We start from the raw sequence: 17,391 nt of genomic DNA on the forward strand, positions 1-17,391 counted from the left end.
TTCAGTGGTGCTGATGTTCGTGCGCGGGCTTCTCCTCGGCAGGCTGCTCCTCCTGCTTCGGCTCGGGTTCCGACGCGGCTTCGTGCGTGCCGTGATCCATCCCCTGCATGCCGGGCATGTCGTCCGTCTCCATACCTTCGTGCTGCATGTGACGGCCGGAGTGATCCATGCCCTTCACTCCGCCCATAGCGTGGCCGCTGTGATCCATGCTGCCGCCCTTGGGCTTGGTCAGCTCCTGCGGATCGAGCGTCGGCTCGGCGGGCTGGTCGCTGCTGGGCAGTTGCCGGCCGACGGCGCGCGCCAGCTCGGTGCGTGCGATCCAGTAATCGCGCACCGCGTCGAGATAGCCGGCGTAGGCGTCATACTCCTGCTGCTTCGCAACCAGCAGCTCGAAAACGCCGATCAGCATGTAGTTGACCTCACGCTCCATCTGCTCGACCACGGCCTCGCGCTGCGGGATCAGCGCGCTGCGGTAGCTTTCGGCGCGCGCCTTGGCCGAGAGCAGCCGGGCGTTCGCCAGCTTCACCTCGTTGCTGCTGTCGAGCACCCGCGCATCGAGCTCGGCTTCCGCCTGCTCCAGCGCGGCGCGTGCGGCGGCGACGCGGCCGGCGCCCCAGTTGAACAACGGCAGCTCGAGTTGCAGCGTCGGGCCGAGGTTGATGGCGCCGTCGTAGTCCTTCTCGCGCTCGACGCCGATCTCGATGCCGCCGATCAGGCGCGTGCGGCGCTCCAGGCCGAAGCGGGCGGCCAGCGCTTCGGCGTTGGTGCGCGCCGCCGCGACGTCGAGCCGCGATCCGGCGGCAAGCCGCAGCAGCGCACCGAGCTCGTCTTCGCGCGGCAGCGGCTCGGCGAGTCGCGCGTCGAGCGACCACGTGTCCTGCGCCGCCGACAATCCCATCAGCCGATTGAGCGCGCCGCGCGCCTCGACCGCCGCGGCGCGCGCCGACAGCGCATCGAGATGGGCCTGGCTCGCCGCCGCCTGCTCCAGCGCCAGCTCGCGGCGGCTGATGTTGCCGGCGTCGAAGAAGCGCTGCGCCAGATCGGCCGACGCTTTGGCGGCGCGCACGACGGCCTCGCGCATCTGCGCCAGCTGCTCGGCGCCGACCGCTTCGTAGTACGCCGCCTCGACGTCGGCAGCCAGGTCCACGGCCGCGGCGGCGACCGCCAGCTTCGCGGCCTCGAACTGCGCGCCGGCGTAGCGCGTGTTCACCGGCAGGAACAGCAGGTTCACGAAGTTGAAGGCGATGCCCAGCGTCAGCTGCGCATTCGGCGCCGCAGCGTCGCCGGGCGACAGCCGTGTCGCCGAGAACACCGGGTTGGCGAGGCGTCCCGCGTCGTACAGATCGGCGGCCGCGAACCCCAGGCGTGCCGTCTCGCTGCGCACCAGCGGGTTGTTGAGCAGCGCGAGCTGCACCGCGGTGTCCGCCGTCAGCGGCCGGCTCAGCGCCTCGCGCGTGAAGGCGGCCGCATCGTCGGCCTGCGGAATCGTGCGTCCATGGGACGCGGCGAGCTGGGCGGCCTCACCGCGCCCCCAGTCGGCGGGGATACTTGCGCAGCCGCCCAGACCGGCGACCAGCAGCGCGCCGGACAGCAACAGCAATCGTTGGGAAACCAAATGAAACCTCCGGGACCATCCTGAATGCGCAGGTGCCGCGCTGACGCAGCAGCGGGCTTGCGGAAGAGCGGACCGCGGGCGAGGACGAGCCTCGCCGCGGCCGCGGCTTCACGTCAGGTGATACTGGGAGGACGGATCAGATCGCGCGCGTGGGCGCTGGCCGGGCTCGCTGCGCCTCGGGCGGGGCGCAGCGTGTCGGCGAAGAATCGGGCCATGCCCTCCGCCGGACCGGCGGCGAGACCCGAGGCAGAGCTGCCGCAAAGCTGGTCGACGCACTGACAGCCGCAGTCGCAGCCGGGCATCGGCTCCGACGCTGCCTTCTGCTGTTGGGTGCTGCTCCCCTCGGCAGCCTTGCGATGGTCAGCGTGCCCGGCACCGTGCATCGCGTGGGCATCGTTCGCCATAGCCATCGCGGTGTGTTCGAGCTGCGGCGCCTCCGCCGCAGTCCGCTCGCCCGCCTGGCGGCAGATGGCCCCCGAAGCGCCGGCGATGGCCTGGACGGAGAACGTCCACGCCAGCAGCAGAATGAGCACGGTCTTCAGGGTTTTCACGAGGCGGCCTTTGTAGCCTTTCGGTAGACGCTTGGCAAGCGACGACTGGGGCGCAACATCACGGGAGTCGATCGAGCATCTGCGTCACCGGCAGCAGCAGATAAGCGGCGGCGAACCCGACGATCCACAGTCCGACAGACATCCAGTAGACGCGCCGGTTCCATGCGTCCACCCGCCGGCACAGCCGCGCCATCACGAGGTGTCCACGAGAACGATGCCCTGCTCGAAATCGACGTCCACGTGTTCGACGCCGTCGATCTCATCATGGCACCGCCGGCGCGCTGGCTTGCGGAATGCGGCGCCGACGGGCCAAGTCGGAGTATTACTCGGCGCGGCGGTCCGGCGCCGTCTTCAACGGCCACAGCAGCTGTCCGAGATAGCTGCGCGGGACGGCGTCGTCGCGCAGGCCGACGTCGCCGCGCCCCGGGCTTCGCGCGGCGTCGTAAAAGGTTCCGAACAACCGGTCCCAGATCAGCAGCACCTCGCCGAAGTTGACCTGCGCGTCCTCGAAGTCGCGCTTGTGATGCCAGCGGTGCATCTCGGCGACGCCCAGCAGATGGCGCAGCGGGCCGAGGCGGTAGTCGAGATTCGCATGCTGAAAAGCCAGATGGATGCTCATGAAGCTCAACCAGGCGCCGACCGCGACCGGTGTCGCCCCCAGGGCCATCAGGGCCAGCAGCCCGGGCCCGGCGAGCACCAGCGCGGACAGCGGATGCCGGCGTCCGCCATTGAGCCAGTACAGTCGCTGCGGACTATGGTGTATCGCATGCAAGCGCCACAGCAGTCCGCTCGCATGGCTGGCACGGTGCATGGCGTACAGGCCCAGATCCATGATCAGCCCGGCCAGCGCCACCTGCGCCCACATGGGCCATCGTTCGGGCCAGACGCTCGCCCACTCGGGACGCCAGGCGCGCAAGCCGAACAGCAGGATCACGGCAAATTGAATCAGCATGTAGCTGACGATCAGATGCAGCAGGTCGACCCTGGTGTCACCCTCGTGATCGCGGTTCCAATCCGGCTCATACGGCGCCACGCGCTCGAGCACGGCGACGGCCGCGATCCCGGCCAGAACGATCAACGGAAACGTCGGCCAGTAAGCGATCCCGGCTCCAGCCAGATCGATCAGCAGCGCGAAGGCGCCACCGGCAATCATGGGATAGGCACCGTAGCGAATCAGCAGGATCATCGTGCGCGCTCCAAGACGAGGCTCCAGTCTGTGCGACCCGGTGCTCAGTGTCTTGAACGAACCTGCTGTCCGCTTACGGCGTCATCGCGGCCAAGGCCCGAGGCGTGATTCCGAAGTGCCGACGCATCGTGCGTGTGAAATGCGCGGCATCGGCAAACCCGGCGAGCAAGGCCGCGTCGGTCAGAGTGGCGCCCGTCAGCACCGCATGCATGGCCCGCAGCAGGCGACGCCAGCGAAGATAGGGGCGCGCCGGCATGCCGGTTTGTGCACGGAAGCGATGCTGGAAGTGACTCACCGACATGCCCGCCGCGGCCGCCAACCGTGAAGTGCCGGCGGCCTCGTCCAGCCACGCGTCCACGTCGGCGAGCAGTGCGTCGATCCGCGGATCAGTGCGTCGCTCTGCGACTCCGCCGCCGGCGGGCACCAACTGCTCGACCAGCGCCTCATCCGGCGCCTGCGGCCTCGCATCGAGTGCGTCGTGACAGGCGGCCTGTTGTTTGGGGCTCAGTATCGCCACGCCGTGCTGCAGGAGTTGCCGAATGCGCCGGCCCGCGTCTGAATCGGGCTCCAGATAGACCAGTGTGACCGCTTCGTCGCTGCGACCGAGCGCATGCATCAAGGAAGGTCCCAGCAGGATGGCGCAGCGTTTCTGCCAACCTTCGGACGCGGTCCAGACCGGCACGGGTCGATCGCACAGCACGAGCTGAATCGCGTAGTGCGCGTGCGCAGCAGGATCGCCGACGGCGCCCTGGAACCATCCCCAGCCCAGGCCCATGCGCACCCGGCCGTACCAGACGCCTGGCGCGGATTGCTTCTGTGCGTCGTCGGACATGCTCACCCCTGCCGCTCAGTGATCCGGGCTTGGCGCTGCGGCGCCTGGTGTACAGCCGAACCTGCTCCACGAGCGGATCGCGTCTCCCGGCTGTGGAAACAGCATGCCAGTCTCCGCGGCGATACGGGATATAGCGCCGACACCGTGACGCGTTGTCGAGCGACCCGCCGGAGGTGCGCGGGCGCGAGCCTGTCGCCGACACGCCCAGCGCGACGAGCGCGGGGTCCAAGTAAGACGTTCGGGCGGTGCGTTCATGGCGTCCCGCGTCACTCGTAAACCGGAATGGTGTTGCGCGGGCCGGTCCAGGTCTTGATCTTGCGGGTCTTGGCGCCGGCGCACTCACGCACCGTCACGGCCTTGCGACTTTTGGCGCTGCTGTCCCAGACCTGGCGGACACTGGTCGTGCAGTTCTGGACTGTTTCCGGAAGCGGTTCGAACCGCACGGTGCCGCGCGGACCGTAGGTTTCGGGGGCGGCCTGCGCCGTCTGGATCAGGCTCAGCCCGGCGATTACGCCGATGCCGAGCATGCGGATGACTCGGGTTGTGTTGTTCATAGCGTGCCTCTTCTTCACGAACGGGTTGGACGGCATGCAGGGCATGCCGCTCGATTCGTTGGGTGAAGCCAGGCCTCAGCGAACCGCCTGAAGCCCTCCGGCGCGCTACAGCCGCAGTCTCGCGGTTTGCAGGTAGGTTTCGTTGCCCGCGAACCAGCCGCGGTCAGGGGTCAGCCACGCGATGCCATGCCCGGACGCGGGGGGCAAAGGCGTAAAGCTGACGGAAGAGGGCGGCGGGGCCAGCGGCTTGCCGCCGTCGGGTGACGGCAATGTATCCGCCTGCGAATCCGCCAACTGGGACGGCGCGGCGAGCACCGTCTTGCAGCATTGGCCGACGCCGGTCTTGATCTGCGGGCAAACCGCCCTTTGCTCCAGGCAGCAGCAGCGTTCCTGGACCAGACCGGCCTGATGGGCGCAGGCGAGCGCCACCCGCCACGGCATGAAGCTCGCCATGACCAGCAGCACGACCCACAAGCGTCGGTTCATACCGCCCCTCCGCTGCCCACTCTGGTTGGACCGGCCTACGGTCACCGCGTTCCTGCTGCGGCGCGTCATGACAGCACCTGCCGAGCCAGCCGCCGGCCGCGCAACAGCAGATACGCCGCCGGCAGCACGATCATGGAGAGCAGCGGTGCCGTCACCATACCGCCGACCATCGGCGCGGCGATGCGCTGCATCACCTCGCTGCCGGTGCCCGCGCCGATGAACAAGGGCAGCAGGCCCGCGATGATGACGGCCACCGTCATGGCCTTGGGGCGCACGCGCAGCACTGCGCCCTCGATCAGCGCCTCGCGCAGGTCCGCAACGGTGCGCATCTGGCCGCGTTGCTCGCGCTCGCGGATGGCGTTGTCGAGGTAGATCAGCATGATGACGCCGAACTCCGCCGCGACACCGGCCAGCGCAATGAAGCCGACGCCCGAGGCCACCGACAGGTGATGCCCCAGGGCGTAGATCAGCCACAACCCACCGACCAGCGCGAACGGCAGCGTCGCCATGATCAGCGCGGCCGAGGCTGCGCTGCGGAAGGTGAGGTACAGCAGCAGGAAGATCACCGCCAGCGTGAACGGCACGACGATCTTCATGCGCTTTGCGGCACGCTCCAGATACTCGAACTGCCCTGACCAGGCCACCGAGTAGCCCGGCGGCAGTTGCACCTGCTCGGCCACGACCCGCTTCGCGTCCGCCACGTAGCCGCCGAGGTCGCGGCCGCGGATGTCCACATAGATCCAGCCGTTGGGCCGCGCGTTCTCGGACTTGATCATCGGTGGGCCATCGGCAATCTCTACCGTGGCGATGCTGCCCAGGGTCAGGGTCTCGCCGCGCATCGTCACGATGGGCAGCTCGCGCAGGTCCTGCACCGAGTCGCGCAACTCGCGCGGGTAGCGCAGATTGATGGGGAAACGCTGCAGGCCTTCGATGGTTTCGCCGATGTTCTGGCCGCCGACGGCGATGCTGACGATGCGCTGCACGTCTTCGATCGAGAGGCCGTAGCGTGCGGCGGCAATGCGATCCGGCACCACCTCGACATAGCGCCCGCCGGACACCCGCTCTGAGAAGGCCGAGGCGGTGCCCGGCACCTGCTTCACCACGGATTCGATCTCATTGCCGATCTGCTGAATCACATTCAGATCCGGCCCGGCGATCTTGATGCCCACCGGCGACTTGATGCCGGTGGCGAGCATGTCGATGCGGTTGCGGATCGGCTGTACCCAGACATTGCCCATGCCGGGAATCTTCAGCGCCGCGTCCATCTCCTCGATGAGCTTTTCCGTGGTCATGCCCGCGCGCCACTCGGATTGCGGCTTGAGCATCACCGTGGTCTCGACCATCTCCAGTGGTGCCGGATCGGTGGCGGTCTCGGCGCGTCCGATCTTGCCGAACACCCGCTGCACTTCGGGGAAGGTTTTCAGGATGCGGTCGGTCTGCTGAAGGATCTGCGCGCCCTTGCCGACGGCCAGACCCGGCAGCGCGGTCGGCATATAAAGCAGATCACCCTCATCCAGCGGCGGCATGAACTCGCTGCCCAGGCGCGTCGCTGGCCACAGCGTGGCGAGTGCCGCCGCCACGGCAATGACCAGCGTCGCCCTCGGGAAGGCCAGCACCTGATTGATGACCGGGCGGTAGAGCGCGATCAGCAACCGGTTCAGCGGGTTCGCGGTCTCGTCCACAATCTTGCCGCGGATGAAGGCCACCATCAGCACTGGAATCAGCGTCACCGACAGGCCCGCCGCCGCCGCCATCGCATAGGTCTTGGTATAGGCCAGCGGCGTGAACAGGCGGCCCTCCTGCGCTTCCAGCAGGAACACCGGCACGAAGGACACGGTGATGATGAGCAGGCTGAAGAACAGCGCAGGGCCGACTTCGGCGGCGGCTTCAGCCATCAGCTTGAGGCGCGCTTCGCCTTCCAGTTCCTGCCCGGCATGATCGTGCCGCCAGTGTTCGAGCTTCTTGTGTGCGTTCTCGATCATCACCACCGCGGCGTCCACCATCGCGCCGATGGCAATGGCGATGCCGCCCAGCGACATGATGTTGGCGTTGATGCCCTGGGCATGCATCACGATGAAGGCGGCGAGAATGCCGATGGGCAGGGTGATGATGGCGACCAGCGCCGAGCGTAGATGCCAGAGGAAGATCACGCAGATCAGTGCAACGACGAGAAACTCCTCCAGCAACTTGTGCGAGAGGTTCTCCACCGCGCGCTCGATCAATGCGGAGCGGTCGTAGGTCTCGACGATCTCGACACCGGGCGGCAGGCTGGCCTTGAGCGTCTCCAGCTTGGCCTTCACCGCTTCGATCGTGGACTGCGCGTTCTCGCCCGAGCGCAGGACGATCACGCCGCCGACGACCTCGCCTTCGCCATCCAGCTCGGCGATGCCGCGCCGCGTCTCCGGTCCCAGCTGCACCGTCGCCACGTCGCGCAGCAGAATGGGCGTGCCGGCCTCGCCGAGCCCCACCGGGATGTCGCGGAAGTCATCCAGTGTTTTCAGATAACCGCGTGCGCGCACCATGTATTCGGCTTCGGCCAGCTCCAGCACCGAGCCGCCGGCCTCGGCATTGGCTGATTGCACAGCGTCCATCACGGTCTCCAGCGGCAGCTTGAACGCGCGCAGGCGATCCGGATCAAGCACGATCTGATACTGCTTGTTGAAGCCGCCGAGGGTGGCGACCTCGGCGACGTTGGGCACCGTCTTCAACTCGTATTTCAGGAACCAGTCCTGTATCGCGCGAAGCTGCGAGATGTCGTTCTGGCCGGTTCGATCGACCAGCGCGTATTCATAGATCCAGCCCACGCCGGTGGCGTCCGGCCCCAGCTCCGCGCGCGCGGTCGGCGGCAAGCGGCCCTGTACCTGAGACAGATACTCGAGCACGCGCGAGCGGGCCCAGTACAGGTCCACCCCGTCCTCGAACAACACATAGACGAAGGACTCGCCGAACAAGGAGTAACCGCGCACCGTCTTGGCATAGGGCACGGACAGCAGCGTCGTGGTCAACGGATAGGTGACCTGATCCTCCACCACCTGGGGTGCCTGGCCCGGATACACCGTGCGCACGATGACCTGCGTGTCGGACAGGTCGGGGATCGCGTCCAGCGGCGTGTTGGCGGCGGAATACAGGCCCCAGGCGGTGAGCATGGCCGTCGCCAGCAGCACCAGGAAGCGGTTGTGCACGGACCAGTGGATGAGCCGGGCGATCATGGCGTGCTCCCTGCACCGATGCGGTTATAGGCGCCGAGCAGGCTGGCCTCCGAATCAATCAGGAACTGACCGGACGTCACCACCTGTTGGCCGGGTTCGAGACCGTCGACGACCACGATCTCCTCTTGCCGTTCCGGCCCCAACACGACCTCGACCGGGCGGTAACGGCCCTCGCGCTCGGCCACCAGCACCACGTTGCGGGTGCCGGTGCGAATCACCGCCTCACTCGGCACCAGGGTCACGCCGCGCTTCGCACCGCCGAACACCGTCACTTCGGCATACATGCCGGGCTTGAGTGTGCCGTCGGCGTTGTCGAAGGCCAGTCGTGCGCGCAGCGTGCGGGTCTGCGTATCGAGCAGCGGATAGACGTAGTCCACCGTGCCCTCGAACACCTGGCCGGGCTGGCTTTTCAGGCGCGCTTGCGCCGGCTTTCCCGCCATCACCCAGGACGCCTGCGCCTCCGGCACCTCGACCAGAATCCAGACCTTCGACAGGTCGGCCAGCTTCAGCAGCGGCATCCCTGGCGTGACCTGCGCGCCCTGGCGCACCATCAGCTCGGTGACGACGCCAGACTGCGGCGCGGCGATCAGCGTCTGGCGCTGCGGACGGCCGCTCGTGCTCGCATTGAGCAGCTTGAGCCGCGTCTGCGCCGCTCCGATCAGCGTCGGGTCATCGAGCTTGCGCGCCAGCGCCAGCTCCTCCTGCGCGGCCAGCAGCTCGGGCGAGTAGATCCCCGCGACGACCTGACCGGCACGCACGGTGTCGCCGACGGCGCGCACATCGAGTCGCTCCACCCAACCGGCGGCGCGGGCCTCCACGACCGCGATTCGGTTCTCGTCCACCGCCACGCTGCCGACCGCGTCCACGCGCTGCCAGAACGTGCCGGTCTTGACCTCGGCGGTGCGCATGCCGAGGTTCTGCGCCATGCGCGGATCGATCTCGACGACGGTGCTGCCGGACATGCCCATACCGGCCTCGTCGGCGTACTTGGGCACCAGCTCCATGTCCATGAAGGGCGACTTGCCGGGCGCATCGAAATGCTGGTCCGGCCGCATCGGGTCATACCAGTAGAGCACCTCGCGCTCGTCGCTCATGGCGGCATCGGCAGGTTTGTCCTCACGCTTCACCAGCTTCATGCCGCAGATCGGGCAGTTGCCGGGCTCGCCTTGCTTGACCTGCGGATGCATCGGGCAGGTGTAGTAAACCTTGCCTTGCTCGTCGGTCATCTTCACCAGCTGGTGCTTGTGCGGGGTCATGCTCTGTGCATACCACCAGCCGCCGCCGGCACCGGCAGCAACCACAAGGCTCAAGGCCATCAGGGTTTTCTTATTCATGGGTGTTCTCCCCGGCGTCGATTTCAAAGGCGCCGAGATAAGTGAGTTGGACGAAGCGCCGGGCGAGATCGTGTTGCAGATCGAGCCGGGCCATCTGGATTTCGAGCGCCGCGCGGCGGGCATCGAGCACCTCGCGCAGCGCGTTGCGGCCGGAGCGCCAGCCCGCCAGCGCCGCCGTGATGCGGTTCCGGCTCTGCGGTAGCAGGGTCTGCTCATAGTCCTGCAGACGGATGGTCAAGCGCTCGTAGTCGTGGTGATTGAGCCGGGCCTCGGCCACGAGCTGGCGGCTCGCGTCCTCGACCGCGAACTCGGCGGCGTCCCGCTGCGCCAACGCCGCCGCGAGGCCGCGGTCCTGCCGGTTGCGCGTGAACACCGGCAGATCCACACCGACCTGCAGCATCAGCATCTCGGAGAAGGCGGGCCGGTAGCCGTAGCCGAGTTCCACGCGCCAGTCGGGTTTGAAGGCGGCCTGCGCCAGCGCCGCGCCGGTCTGCGCGGCGGCGACCTGAGCACTGGCGCCGGCCAGCTGCGGATGCGCGCGTACCCGGTCCAGGGTCGCGGCGAGGCTGGGCAGGGTCGGCGTTTCCGGCAGTTGCGGACTGACCGGCCGCCATGCCGCCTCACCGATCCAGCGCGACAGCGCGTTGCGGGCATGGGCGACGCTCTGCTCAGCCGCGGCGACTTCGTCGCGCCGACGATCCGCTTCCTGGCGTGCGGCCAGAAACTCGGCTTGCGTGGCGGTGGTGCCGGTCTTCAAGGCGATCTCGACCGCCTGCGTCTGCGCCTCGGCTTCGCGCAGGCTGGCACGGGCGAGGCTCAGCAGCTGGTCGTAGCGCCACAGCTCCAGCCAGGCCAGGGACGCGTCCCGGCGGATCGCTCGCCGGGCGAGATCGTGCTCCGCATCGAGCCGCGCGGCCTCGCGCTCGGACAGCTCGCCGCGCAAGCGGCGCTTCTGCGCGCGCGGAAACTCCTGCATCAGGCCGACGACGATCTGTGTGTCGCCGTCACGGGTCAGCGAGTAGGCGTCGTCCGTGTTCACCGGCAGATCGGCGATGCCGGTGAACAGTTGCGGGTCGGGCAATTGCCGGGCTGCGACGGCGGTTTCGCGCGCCGCGCGGGTCTGGGCCTCAAGGCCCTGAAGCAGAGGCTGGGCGCTGACCGCCAGGTTCGCGGCCTCCGGCAGTTTCAGCGCGACGTCTGCGGCCGGCTGTGCCCCGAGCGTGAACGGCAACAGGGCGAGCGGCAGCGCGCCGCTCAGGAGCCGCGCAGCCGCGCGGCGGAATACGGGAATCATCGTTCTTCTCCACGGTCGGGCCGGACAGCGGCCCAGAGCGGCTCAGGACGAGCCGCAGACAGGCATTAACCGTGGAGGGCGATCGGAGGGCGCAGCAGAGAGCCAGTCGTGCGCGAAGCGGCGATAACGGGCGTGAGTCCGCGTCCGACTCCGGCCGGCTGTGGCAGGGCCAGAGATACCATGGCGACCGACGCCAGATGGCCCAGGGCGCAGGTGGTCATGTCGGGGCAGTTTTCGTCGCAGCAGGAGGGCTGCTGCTCGCCCATCTCGTCCGCTTGGCTCGCCATCTGCCCGTGACAGGGCATGTCGGCCATGACAGTCGCCGAGAGGGCTGGGGCCGCTGACAACGAGGCCCGCGGCGCAGCGGACACGGCAATGCCCTGCGCCAGGAGCACCAGCCCCAGGAGCATGCTCAGCAGTGTCCGGATGCGATTCATGACGGCTATGACTCTAGGCAGGTTTCAAGGGTTCCGCAATCGGCATGAACGCTCGGGCATGACCGCCAGACGGTAACCGGTCAGTGACAGGGCTTCTTGACGCTGCTGCGCAGCAGCCACCAGTTCACCGGCCAGGCGACGACGAAACCCGCGGGCAGCGCCAGTGCAAAGCCTAGCCAGAACTGCGGCGCGAACACCGAGGCCGCCTGCACGCCGCCAACGTGATAATCGGTGAAGTTCATGGCGAACTCCATCACGGCGATCGAGATCGTCTCGCCCAGCCAGATCGTCCGGAATGCCTGCGTCCAGCTCATGCCCTGCTTGACCAGGGGCCACAGGCCGAGCGCATAGCCGCTGAGGAACCCCAGCGCCGTCGCCAGTGCCATGGTGGCCCAGGGGTTGAAGCCCAGGCTCACACCGATGGCGAGGCCGATCCACTCGCCGATGGCGCAGCCCGTCAGACAATGCAGTGTTGCCGACGTGGTCAGCCGCGCGTGTGACTGCGGCGCGCCACCGTGCACATGATGCGCGTGCGGCGAGGCGATCTTCGCAGCCGGTGACGGCTGGCCGGGGTTCGCTCCGCCCTGATGCTCACGCACCTTGTGATGAGCGCCACAGGCATGTTCGTCGAGAGCCTGCTTCTGATCTATAGCGCCGCCGTCATGCCCCCTCGTCCGAGTCAGGGTGCGGGCGTGAACGTGTTCGTGCTCCATGTCAGTGCTCCCTGTAACTCGGCGTGTCCTGAGCCAGCACGCCTTCGATGATGGGACAACCCTTGAGTGATCCCTGACCGGAACACCGCCGCACCAGCGTGGCCAGCGCATCGCGGATGGCAGTCAATTCGCCCAGCTTCCGGTCAAGATCGGCCAGACGCCGCTGCGCGAGGTGCTTGACGTCCGAGCGACTGCCTTCGGCGGCATTCAGTCGCAGCAGCTCGGCGATCTCCTCAAGGCTGAAGCCCAGGGTTTTCGCGCGGCGGATGAAACGCAGGCGATCCACGTCGTCAAGCGAATAGAGCCGGTAGCCGCTCTCCGCGCGCCGCGCCTCGGGCAGCAGACCTTCGCGCTCGTAGAAACGCACGGTGTCGATGCCGACACCGGCCTGTTTCGCCACTTTGCCGATGGTCAACGTCTGCATAGCTCACTCCGCTTTTCTGAACACAGCTTAAACCCTCGACTCAGGTCCAGAGTCAAGGAGTCGCTCGGCAGAAGCAGGAACGCGCTGTCATGGGGTTTGACTCTGCACTATGGTGCAGGGTGGAGGATGTCCGCCATGAGCAATGCGAGCGATGTTCTGACCGTCGGCCAGTTGGCGAAACGTGCCGGCGTCGGTGTGCCGACGATCCGCTTCTATGAACGCCGGGGACTGCTGCCGTCGCCGGCGCGCCGCGCGTCCGGATACCGACAGTTTGCGCCCGACTGCGTACAACGCGTGCGCTTCATCCGGCATGCCCAGGAGTTGGGTTTCTCGCTGCGCGAGGTCCAGGAACTGTTGTCGCTGAGTATGGACCCGCACAAATCCTGCGCCGATGTGCGCGAACGGGCCGCAGCGAAGGTCGCCGACATCGAAGGCAGGCTCGCCAGCCTGAAGCGGATGCGGACCGTGCTGACGCGGCTGATGAAGCGCTGTCCTGGCGACGGCCCGACCGAGGCGTGCCCTATCCTGATGACGATGGAACCTGAACATGAGCGTTGAACTGATCTATGACGCCGACTGCCCGAACGTGGGTAAGGCGCGAACGCAGTTGCTGCGGGCCTTCGCCCTGGCCTCGCAGCCACCGCGCTGGCGCGAGTGGCGGCGCGACGACAACGCCGCGCCTGCGCGCGTCCGACGCTTTGGCTCGCCGACCATCCTGATCAACGGCCGGGATGTTGCACCGATGGCGGACGCCACCGCTTGCTGTCGTCTGTATGCGCAGGGCGGAAATGCGATGTCGGGCGTGCCGCCGGTGGACGTCATTACCCGAGCGCTGCGGCGGACCGGCAGCCGTTTCGACTGGAAAGGCGCTGGCCTTTGGGGTCCGGCAGTGGGCATCGCTTTTCTGCCCAAGCTGATCTGCCCGGCGTGTTGGCCGGCCTACGCGGCGCTGGTCGGCGCGCTCGGGCTGCCGTTCCTGCTGGAGACGGCCTTCCTGCTGCCGCTGACCCTGGCCGCCTTGGCGTTGGTGCTGAGTCTGCTCGCCTGGCGTGCGCCGCAGCGGCGGGGCTACGGCCCGTTGCGGCTCGCAGCACTCGCCGGCGCGGCCATCGTCACAGGCAAGTTCGGCTTCGAGAGCAATGTCGCCGCTTATGTGGGCGCCTCGGCCCTGTTCGGGGCTTGCATCTGGAATTCGTGGCCCCGATCCGACGCCGCAGCCCTTCACTGTCCAGCCTGCGAGCCGGACGCTTCTCCATCCGTGACCAAGGAGTAAATCATGAGCACCAAACGCAAGATCGAAGTCTTCAGCGCGGGATGCCCCGCCTGCGATGACACTGTCCAGCTGGTTCACGACATCGCCTGTGAGTCCTGCGAAGTCGCCGTGCTGGATATGCACGATCCGGTGGTCGCCGCGCGCGCCAAAGCCCTGGGGGTGCGGTCCGTCCCGGCGGTGGCGATCAACGGCGCGCTGGCAGGCTGCTGTGCGGGCCGAGGCCCTGATGCGAACAGCTTGCGTCAGTCCGGGATCGGACGAGCGCTTTAGGAGATCGGGTGTCGCGGACAGTCTCTGGAGGATTCCCGATTCCGGCACGGCGATCCCGTGTGATCCTTACCTCACTTACCGTCACGTCGCTTGCCGGTGCGGCTTGCGGAGCGCGGTGAATCGCGTTGTGCGCCGGCTGGCGTCCTTGGCCGTCGCTTCTGCCGTCGCGGAGCGGACTCCGAGGGACCGTCGCCTACCATGGTTGCCCCTTGCAGCGCCGAATCCAGTCTCGCCAGCGAGAGTGCAGTCGCGATCGTGCGCGTGAACCGGAGGTATCCATCTCGAACCCCGCTGTGCCAGCGAGCCCACAACTCATGGATGGCGCGGGCGTCGGACGAATCGGTTCGAATTTCGGGAACAGTCCCGCATGCGCCCTCTGGGAGTGGAAGTCGGACGAACTCAGTGCTCGGATCATCGTCCGCCAGGAGTATCCCCTCGAAACTCACGCGGTCGATCAGGCCGATGACCGTCAGCGAGAAGCCGGCCAGTTCGGCAGGACGGTAGTCGGCGAGCAGCGTAATGGCGCGGCCGCTCTTGATTGCCCGGGTGAGATAAGTAGGCAGACGCTCGGATGCAGGCATGGTTCTCTCCAATCAGGTGCAAGGTGGCGAAGTTCACTGCGGCCGCTCCCCTGATTTCGGCGGGTCGGCCTCCGATTCAGCCTCGGAAGGCGCTGGGTCCAGTTCGTGCACGGAAAACGGTTCGGGCTCGACATCAAACGCGTCGGTGATCTCGTCGAGCAGGTACGGACCGAAATCCGGAGTGCCCGCAAGTCGAAGGACGTAGTACCAGCCAGCGTGGTCCTGAAGGACACGCAGCATCTGGTCCGGATAGGCTCGCCTGCGCAAGCGGATCTCGCGAGCAAATCGCGCGCGCTGGTCGGCAGCCATCAGACGCTCCCCGCGCGAAGGGTCAAAGCCTGCGCGACCAGGGGTAAGCGTTAAGTAGGACGAGTTTTGGGACATTCTCCTACGCAAAACCTTCGCACTTGGTGCTGTGCGCCGCCTGCCACTGGAGGCCGAAGTCGTTCTCTGTCATCCCGTTCATGGGATGCCTCGCTGACTGGATCTTTTCGGTGCTCATTCTCGATCCATCGCTGATGGCCGGCTATCGCCGGAAAGGCACCAAACCTACGATGTCGGCCGCATGCCGTCATATGGCGATCCAACTGACCTTCGGATCACTTGCGGCCCCGTCGATTGCCGGCATTACTGGCGGCCCGCCTCGACTTCGGCGGAGTCCCGCCCGCGCGCGCCCTTGACCGTCGCTTTTTCGCTTGAGGAGCGGTCTCCATGGACTTATCACCAACGACGGTCGCCCCTGCCAGCGCCGAGTCTAGCCTTGCAAGCGCCCAGGCTGTCGCGATCGTTCCCGTGAACTGAAGGTAGTTGTCTCGTACGCCGTTGTTCCAGAGCGACCACAGCTCGTGTACGGCGCGAGCATCGGCCGAGTCAGTTCGAATTTCGGCGACACCTCCTGCAACGCTCCCAGGTAGCGGGATCCGGACGTACTCGGTACCGGAGTCATCGTCGGCTAGTAGAAGCCCTTCGAATCCCACGGTGTCGACCAGGCCGAAGACCGTCAGGGAGTAACTGGTGAGTTCGGCTGGACGGTAGTCGGCGAGCAGCGTTATGGCGCGCCCATCCTTGAGTGCTTGGTTGAGGTAGGTGGGCAATTGCTCGGATGTTGGCATCGATCTCTCCAAATCAGGTGCAAGGTGGCTGTGTTCACAACGGGTGATCTTCTGAATTCGGCGGATCAGCTCCGGATTCGCCGTTTGAAGGCCCTTGGCATAACTCATGGACGGACAGCGGTTCGGGCTCGACATCGAACGCGCCAGTGATTTCTTCGAGCAGGTACGGACCGAAATCCTGCGTGCCCGCCAGTCGAAGGACGTAGTACCACCCGGCATGGTCTTGCAAGACGCGCAGCATCTGCTCCGGATGCCCCCGCCGGCGCAGACGGATTTCGCGGGCGAACCGGATGGTCTGATCGGCGGCCATCAGCGCCTCCCGATGCGCTGACTCAGCGCCTGGGCCGCCAGTTCGACTCCGTGTCGGCGCCAGAGCGCCTCCGCAAGTTCCTGGCCGAGCTGGATGTCCATCACGTCGGTGCCGTAGATGCGGTCCGCCATAACAGGAAAGACGAGCCCGGACGGGGCCAATGCGAATACTGCAATCGGTCCGCAGCTCGCGGTCACGGCAACTTCGTTCGTGGGAACGACGCCGTATTGGTCCCAGCGAACCTCCGGATACTCCCGGTCAGGTCGGTTCTGGACCTGGGGGATCACCTCGCGCCGGGCAATGTGCCGCTCAAGCGCCGAACCGCTCATCGGCCCTGCATGTAGTACGTCGATCAACTTCGAGGCCCCGCGTCGCGCAGGGACTGACGCTCGAATGCGTCAGCGCACGCGACTTTTCCGGTACGTCTCGGCGTGGTTGGCCAGAAACTCGGTCATCGCGTGACGGTGCTGCAGCACCGTCGCCGGGATCTGTAGGTTCAGCTCGCGGGCTATCGCGACCGCGTACTTGACCTGCTTCTCCGAAGGGGGGATCACGTTGTTCTCCAACATCGACGAGACCACCTCGACGATGCTGGAGGACAGCTCCAGCCGCCTGCGCTCCTGCATGGGAGATTCCGGCGACGCCCTCATCAGGCGGATCAGTATTTCCTCGACATGCGCTTCGAACTGCAACGGAAGCGCGATCTCGTGATCGCCGTAGACGAGAACAAAGGACACGCTCGACCCCTTGATATTCCGGTGTTCTGGATGGGTTCGACCGCATGCCCCAGCTTGCCTGTCGCGGCTTCGGACTGTCCGCTGACACATCGACAGGCATTTCGAGCGCCAGGGAGCGCCGGCGTGCGCATTATGACCTATAGGTCGTGGACAGTCCACGGCCCGGACCCAAGCCTTTGCGCATGGTCCGGCCGCGCAAAATCAGCCTTCGTGAGAGGCTCGCTGTGAATGTGCGGAATGAACGTCACGCACGCCAGTGGACTCAGGAGGATCTGGCGCACCGCTCGGGTGTGAGCCAGAGATATATCAGCCGTGTTGAGTCCGCCAAGTCGGCGATCTCCGTTGACACGATTGAGAAGCTCGCGGAGGCGTTCGGCATCGACGGCGAGCTGCTGCTCAGACGCCCCACATAGACTGCCCCATGTTCGCCGGGCACCGCCTTGTTCAGACTAGCTGGGTAGAAGCGTAAATCT

Annotated in this window: 22 protein-coding genes; 4 read left to right on the forward strand and 18 right to left on the reverse strand. The window is 66.7% G+C overall.

Going from position 1 to position 17,391, the window contains the following annotated elements; all coding sequences use genetic code 11:
• Position 1: 1 nt before the first annotated feature.
• The 12 genes from C8D93_RS19105 to C8D93_RS19160 form a co-directional block, all read right to left on the reverse strand.
• The gene (locus tag C8D93_RS19105) at positions 2-1,615 is read right to left on the reverse strand and encodes a TolC family protein (RefSeq protein WP_245904008.1); all 1,614 of its coding nucleotides are present in this window, start codon (positions 1,613-1,615) and stop codon (positions 2-4) included.
• Between the two features lie 113 nt (positions 1,616-1,728).
• Positions 1,729-2,166, reverse strand: coding sequence for a hypothetical protein (locus C8D93_RS19110; protein ID WP_110266845.1), 438 nt, complete (start codon positions 2,164-2,166; stop codon positions 1,729-1,731).
• 58 nt (positions 2,167-2,224) lie between these two features.
• Positions 2,225-2,362 carry a hypothetical protein gene (locus tag C8D93_RS20815; RefSeq protein WP_170124126.1) on the reverse strand — a complete coding sequence of 46 codons (138 nt, stop codon included), beginning with the start codon at positions 2,360-2,362 and terminating at the stop codon, positions 2,225-2,227.
• Positions 2,363-2,488: 126 nt separating this feature from the next.
• Positions 2,489-3,352, reverse strand: coding sequence for a sterol desaturase family protein (locus tag C8D93_RS21180; protein ID WP_170124127.1), 864 nt, complete (start codon positions 3,350-3,352; stop codon positions 2,489-2,491).
• A 73-nt stretch (positions 3,353-3,425) separates the two neighbouring features.
• Positions 3,426-4,184 (reverse strand): AraC family transcriptional regulator, encoded by a 759-nt coding sequence (locus C8D93_RS19120; RefSeq protein WP_110266846.1) that lies wholly within the window; start codon positions 4,182-4,184, stop codon positions 3,426-3,428.
• Between the two features lie 266 nt (positions 4,185-4,450).
• The gene (locus C8D93_RS19125) at positions 4,451-4,711 is read right to left on the reverse strand and encodes a hypothetical protein (protein WP_110266847.1); all 261 of its coding nucleotides are present in this window, start codon (positions 4,709-4,711) and stop codon (positions 4,451-4,453) included.
• Between the two features lie 132 nt (positions 4,712-4,843).
• Positions 4,844-5,224, reverse strand: coding sequence for a hypothetical protein (locus tag C8D93_RS19130; protein WP_146216669.1), 381 nt, complete (start codon positions 5,222-5,224; stop codon positions 4,844-4,846).
• Between the two features lie 65 nt (positions 5,225-5,289).
• Positions 5,290-8,433, reverse strand: coding sequence for an efflux RND transporter permease subunit (locus tag C8D93_RS19135; protein WP_110266849.1), 3,144 nt, complete (start codon positions 8,431-8,433; stop codon positions 5,290-5,292).
• A complete protein-coding gene (locus tag C8D93_RS19140) occupies positions 8,430-9,767 on the reverse strand; it encodes an efflux RND transporter periplasmic adaptor subunit (protein ID WP_170124128.1) in 1,338 nt (445 codons plus the stop codon). Before C8D93_RS19140 ends, C8D93_RS19135 begins: the two co-directional genes overlap by 4 nt.
• On the reverse strand, positions 9,760-11,061 hold the full coding sequence (locus C8D93_RS19145; protein ID WP_110266851.1) for a TolC family protein: 1,302 nt from the start codon (positions 11,059-11,061) through the stop codon (positions 9,760-9,762). Before C8D93_RS19145 ends, C8D93_RS19140 begins: the two co-directional genes overlap by 8 nt.
• Positions 11,062-11,578: 517 nt before the next feature.
• A complete protein-coding gene (locus C8D93_RS19155; protein WP_170124129.1) occupies positions 11,579-12,211 on the reverse strand; it encodes a DUF4396 domain-containing protein in 633 nt (210 codons plus the stop codon).
• A 1-nt stretch (position 12,212) separates the two neighbouring features.
• Positions 12,213-12,635 carry a MerR family transcriptional regulator gene (locus C8D93_RS19160; RefSeq protein ID WP_110266854.1) on the reverse strand — a complete coding sequence of 141 codons (423 nt, stop codon included), beginning with the start codon at positions 12,633-12,635 and terminating at the stop codon, positions 12,213-12,215.
• A 135-nt stretch (positions 12,636-12,770) separates the two neighbouring features.
• On the opposite strand from C8D93_RS19160, the gene C8D93_RS19165 reads away from it, so the two are divergent.
• The 3 genes from C8D93_RS19165 to C8D93_RS19175 are packed head-to-tail and all read left to right on the forward strand — an operon-like array spanning position 12,771 to position 14,178.
• Positions 12,771-13,193 (forward strand): heavy metal-responsive transcriptional regulator, encoded by a 423-nt coding sequence (locus C8D93_RS19165; protein WP_110266855.1) that lies wholly within the window; start codon positions 12,771-12,773, stop codon positions 13,191-13,193.
• Positions 13,183-13,908, forward strand: coding sequence for a hypothetical protein (locus C8D93_RS19170; protein ID WP_110266856.1), 726 nt, complete (start codon positions 13,183-13,185; stop codon positions 13,906-13,908). Before C8D93_RS19165 ends, C8D93_RS19170 begins: the two co-directional genes overlap by 11 nt.
• 3 nt (positions 13,909-13,911) lie before the next feature.
• Positions 13,912-14,178, forward strand: coding sequence for a thioredoxin family protein (locus C8D93_RS19175; RefSeq protein ID WP_110266857.1), 267 nt, complete (start codon positions 13,912-13,914; stop codon positions 14,176-14,178).
• A gap of 71 nt (positions 14,179-14,249) precedes the next feature.
• Here C8D93_RS19175 and C8D93_RS20505 read toward each other — a convergent pair whose 3' ends face one another.
• From C8D93_RS20505 to C8D93_RS19195, 6 genes are all read right to left on the reverse strand, one after another.
• Positions 14,250-14,759 (reverse strand): hypothetical protein, encoded by a 510-nt coding sequence (locus tag C8D93_RS20505; protein WP_146216670.1) that lies wholly within the window; start codon positions 14,757-14,759, stop codon positions 14,250-14,252.
• A 33-nt stretch (positions 14,760-14,792) separates the two neighbouring features.
• The gene (locus tag C8D93_RS19180) at positions 14,793-15,068 is read right to left on the reverse strand and encodes a hypothetical protein (RefSeq protein WP_110266858.1); all 276 of its coding nucleotides are present in this window, start codon (positions 15,066-15,068) and stop codon (positions 14,793-14,795) included.
• Positions 15,069-15,358: 290 nt separating this feature from the next.
• Positions 15,359-15,871, reverse strand: coding sequence for a hypothetical protein (locus C8D93_RS20510; RefSeq protein WP_146216671.1), 513 nt, complete (start codon positions 15,869-15,871; stop codon positions 15,359-15,361).
• 34 nt (positions 15,872-15,905) lie between these two features.
• Entirely contained in the window at positions 15,906-16,181 is a 276-nt protein-coding gene (locus C8D93_RS20515; protein ID WP_146216672.1) for a nuclear hormone receptor family protein, read from the reverse strand.
• Positions 16,181-16,510 carry a hypothetical protein gene (locus C8D93_RS19190; protein ID WP_110266860.1) on the reverse strand — a complete coding sequence of 110 codons (330 nt, stop codon included), beginning with the start codon at positions 16,508-16,510 and terminating at the stop codon, positions 16,181-16,183. Before C8D93_RS19190 ends, C8D93_RS20515 begins: the two co-directional genes overlap by 1 nt.
• A gap of 69 nt (positions 16,511-16,579) precedes the next feature.
• Positions 16,580-16,918, reverse strand: coding sequence for a hypothetical protein (locus C8D93_RS19195; RefSeq protein WP_110266861.1), 339 nt, complete (start codon positions 16,916-16,918; stop codon positions 16,580-16,582).
• Positions 16,919-17,100: 182 nt separating this feature from the next.
• On the opposite strand from C8D93_RS19195, the gene C8D93_RS21395 reads away from it, so the two are divergent.
• Positions 17,101-17,331 (forward strand): type II toxin-antitoxin system RelB family anti-toxin, encoded by a 231-nt coding sequence (locus C8D93_RS21395; protein WP_110266862.1) that lies wholly within the window; start codon positions 17,101-17,103, stop codon positions 17,329-17,331.
• The last annotated feature ends 60 nt before the right edge of the window (positions 17,332-17,391 follow it).

The sequence above is a fragment of the Sinimarinibacterium flocculans genome (assembly GCF_003201205.1).
GTDB lineage: Bacteria > Pseudomonadota > Gammaproteobacteria > Nevskiales > Nevskiaceae > Solimonas > Solimonas flocculans.